Origin of the sequence: Streptomyces sp. MB09-02B (genome assembly GCF_033794485.1) — a bacterium.
GTDB lineage: Bacteria > Actinomycetota > Actinomycetes > Streptomycetales > Streptomycetaceae > Streptomyces.
Map to the genome: position 1 here is coordinate 1 of NZ_JARGEE010000633.1, position 3,628 is coordinate 3,628.

Annotated in this window: 2 protein-coding genes and 2 pseudogenes; 2 read left to right on the top strand and 2 right to left on the bottom strand. The window is 67.8% G+C overall.

What is annotated here, in order from left to right; genetic code table 11:
* Nucleotides 1–411, bottom strand: a pseudogene (locus tag P1P70_RS42010) (sugar ABC transporter permease); the annotation flags it as partial.
* Between the two features lie 39 nt (nt 412–450).
* Nucleotides 451–1,761 (bottom strand): ABC transporter substrate-binding protein, encoded by a 1,311-nt coding sequence (locus P1P70_RS42015; protein ID WP_319247377.1) that lies wholly within the window; start codon nt 1,759–1,761, stop codon nt 451–453.
* A gap of 327 nt (nt 1,762–2,088) precedes the next feature.
* On the opposite strand from P1P70_RS42015, the gene P1P70_RS42020 reads away from it, so the two are divergent.
* Complete coding sequence (locus P1P70_RS42020) at nt 2,089–3,153, top strand: LacI family DNA-binding transcriptional regulator (protein WP_192366143.1); 1,065 nt, start codon at nt 2,089–2,091, stop codon at nt 3,151–3,153.
* Between the two features lie 224 nt (nt 3,154–3,377).
* Nucleotides 3,378–3,628, top strand: a pseudogene (locus P1P70_RS42025) (ricin-type beta-trefoil lectin domain protein); the annotation flags it as partial.

Genomic DNA, 3,628 nt, shown 5'->3' on the forward strand with positions numbered 1-3,628 from the left:
GACGCGGCTGAAGCGGATGTTCTTGTCCAGCTGCACGGCCAGGAACAGGCCGAGCGGCGTGGGGATCAGGATCAGCGCCACGAACCAGACGATGTTGTGTTCGACGGCGGGCCAGAACTGCGGGTTGTTGGTGAACAGTTCCTCGAAGTTGTGCAGCCCGACCCACTTGATGGAGTCGAAGCCGATGCCGTCCCAGGTGGTGAAGGCCAGCAGGATCGACGCCAGGGCCGTCACCCACACCAGGGCGACATGCAGGAACGTCGGCAGACCCGCCATCAGACCCAGCGTGAGCCTGTCCCGGCGGGTCAACAACCGCCGATGCCCCTGCGGAACCCGCTTTTTCGGCGTCTCGGCGCCCGGAGGCGGCACCGCCGCCGCCTCCGGGATCTTCGTGGTCGTTTCGGAGCTCATGTTCTCGGTGCTCATCCGCTTCGGAAGGGGAGGTCGGGCTCAGACGGACGCGAAGATCGTCTTCTTCTGCCGCTCGATGGACGAGAGCAGGCTGTCGACGCCCTTGGGGTCGCGGATGAACTTCTGCAGCGCCGGCTGCATCACCGTGGAGGTGAAGTCGGGGCGGCTGTCGCGGTCCATGAACTGGGTGAGGCTCTTGGCGCCCGAGATCATCTCGTACGCCTTCTTCTGCAGGGCGTTGTACGAGGAGGTGTCGGCCTTGGTGGAGGCGGCCACGACGCTGGGGTCGGCCTTGAGGTAGGTCTCCTCGGCCTCCGCGGTGCCCAGGTACTCCAGCAGCTTGAAAGCGGCCTGCTTGTTCTTGGGGGCCTTGCTGAGCATGAAGCCGTCGGTGGGCGCCTCGACGGTGTCCTGGCCGTAGGCGGAGTCGATCTCCGGGAAGGGGAAGAAGTCGAGGTCGTCCAGGTCGGCCTTGTCGCTGAACTGCTGCGCCACGAAGGTGCCGAGGAGGTACATGCCGGCCTTCTTCGCCACCAGCGTCTGCGCCGCGTCCTGCCAGGTCCGGCCGACCGCGCCCTCCTGGTGGTAGGGCAGGATCTCGGTCCAGTGGTCGAAGACCTTGCGGACCTTGGCGTCGGTCCACGACGCCTTGCCCGCCATCAGCGCGACGTGGAAGTCGTAGCCGTTGGTGCGGAAGTTGATCTGGTCGAAGGTACCGAGCGCCGGCCAGGCGTCCTTGTCGCCGAAGGCGATCGGGACCAGCCCGTCCTTCTTCATCCGCTTGCACAGGGCGATCAACTCGTCCCAGGTGGTCGGGACTTCGTAACCGTGTTGCTCGAAGACGCTCTTGCGGTAGAAGACGGCCCAGGGATACGTGGTCAGCGGGACGAAGTAGTACTTGCCGTCCTCGCCCTTGCTGAGCTTGTGCATCGCCTCGGGGAAGTTCCCGCCGATGGTCTTCCACACGTCGTCGATCGGGGTGGCGAGGCCCTTGGCCGCGAAGAACTGCATGCGGTAGCCCGCGAACCAGTTGAACACGTCGTCGGGCGTGCCCTGCAGGTAGGTGTTGATCTGCTCCTGGAACGTGTTGTGGTCCTTGGTGTTGACGTCGACCGTGATCCCGGACTGCTTCGTGAAGGCGGCGTAGATCTCGGCGAACGCCTTCTTCGGCACCGCGTCGGACGCGTTGGAGCCGAGGGTGACCGTCTTCGCGTCACCCGGCCCCGAACCGTCCGCACAAGCACTCAGCAGGGGGATGCCGCCACCTAGGACAGCGGCTCCGCCGATACCGCGCAGGACGGTGCGACGGTTGGGGGCGGGCATGGCTTGGCCAAGGGAGGAACGGTACATATCGGCTCCTGACAGGACTGACGTCCCCGGCGTCGGCGCATGGCCCGGGGATACGAGGAGAAGCGGTCGACGGAAGCGACCAGATCAAACACGATCGAACAAAGCCGATCGGCGGATGCGAGGAAGACTGAACGCTCCGGGCGCCGGCTGTCAAGACCCACACCCGCGACGCTGACCGGCGGCTTCGATTCTGTCGACGAGAAAGAAGTTGTTCTGCCGGACCTCTTGACGTGAGCCCTGGGGGACCTAACTATGACCACGCGGTCAGACCGCGCGGTCACACGGTTGACCTCACTCTATTCAGACATTCGGCTCTCAGGAGACCTCATGGCACCAGGTGTGGCACGGGACGTGGGTTCCCCTGCGCCGCGCAGCGCGGACGTCGCTCAGCTCGCCGGTGTCTCGCGCAAGACCGTCTCCCGGGTCCTCAACGACGAGCCGTACGTCTCCGACGATGCCCGCCGACGCGTCCTCGCGGCCGCCGAGGAACTCGGATACCGACTGAACCACGCGGCCAGGGCGCTCGCTTCTGGACGCACGCGCTCCATCGGGGTGGTCGCTCTGGGGACGGCCGGGTACGGGACCGCCTCACTGCTCGTACACATCGAACAGGCGGTACGGGACGCGGGATACGCACTCCGCGTGGTGAACACGCTGGACGGCGATCCGGAAGGCATCGCCGGCGCCGTGCAGTCACTCCTCGAACAGGGTGTGGACGGCGTCGTCGTGTCCGAACCCGTCGTGGAGGGGGAGGTCTCCCTCCGTGTCGACGTGCCGGTCCTTTTCCTGGGGGCACCGCCGGCCTTCACCGCCCCCCGCACCCTCACCACGAGCGTGGGGTCGTACGCCCTGGCGCGGGCGGCCACCGAGCACTTGCTGGACCTGGGACATCCAACCGTCCACCACCTCGCCGGCCCAAGGCGGTGGTATGCCACCAAGGACCGTATCGAGGGATGGCGAGCGGCGCTCGCGGCACGCGGCGCCCACGAACCACCTCTGCTCAACGGTGACTGGTCGCCTGCCTCCGGTTATGCGGCGGGGCGCGAGCTGGCCTCGGACAGCGCGGTGACAGCGGTGTTCGCGGCGGGCGACGAGATGGCTGTCGGCTTGATCCACGCCCTGCGTGAAGGAGGGCGTCGTGTTCCGGAAGACGTCAGTGTCGTCGGGTTCGACGGCAACCCGGTCTTCGCCTACGTCTCTCCCCCGCTGACCACCGTGCGGCAGCCCTTCGGCGCCGCAGCACGGCAGGGCGTCGGACTGCTCGTCCACGCCATCGAGAAACCGGACACGGAACTGCCGCCAGCGAGCGAACCACCGGTCGAACTCGTCGTCCGCGGCTCGACCGCACCGCCGCCGTCCATCAAGGACCAGAGCCCCTTGCACGCCACCTGAGCTCCGGCCCGAGCCCTCGGCCGACGCACGACACACGCCGCGCGCACCGCGCCAGCCCGCGTGGCAACAGCCATCACTCCGCCCCCCGTACACAGGGCTGTCTACCGCGCCCTTTCGCCGCGATGCCGCCCGGCCGGCCCGCCCCTGAACCCCGCCGTCCCTCAACCTGATCTCCTGGGGCGGCGGACCCGCAAAAGAACCCCGCCCGTCCATCGGAGCCGCACATGTCCCCCGCACGAACAGGCGCCAGACCCGGCGCCGCTCCGCGTTCCCGCCCCGCCACTCTCCTGTTCCTTCTGCTCTCACTGGTCGTCGCCGCGGCGACGCTGGTCCTGCCCGGAGCGGGCAGGGCGGAGGCACTCTCCCGCCCCGCCCAGACCCTGTACACCCCGCCGTCCGACGCGCTCTCGCCCGGCAGCTACTACCCGCGGGCGATGCGTCTGCAGCACAACGGCTCGGCCAACGGCACCCTGCT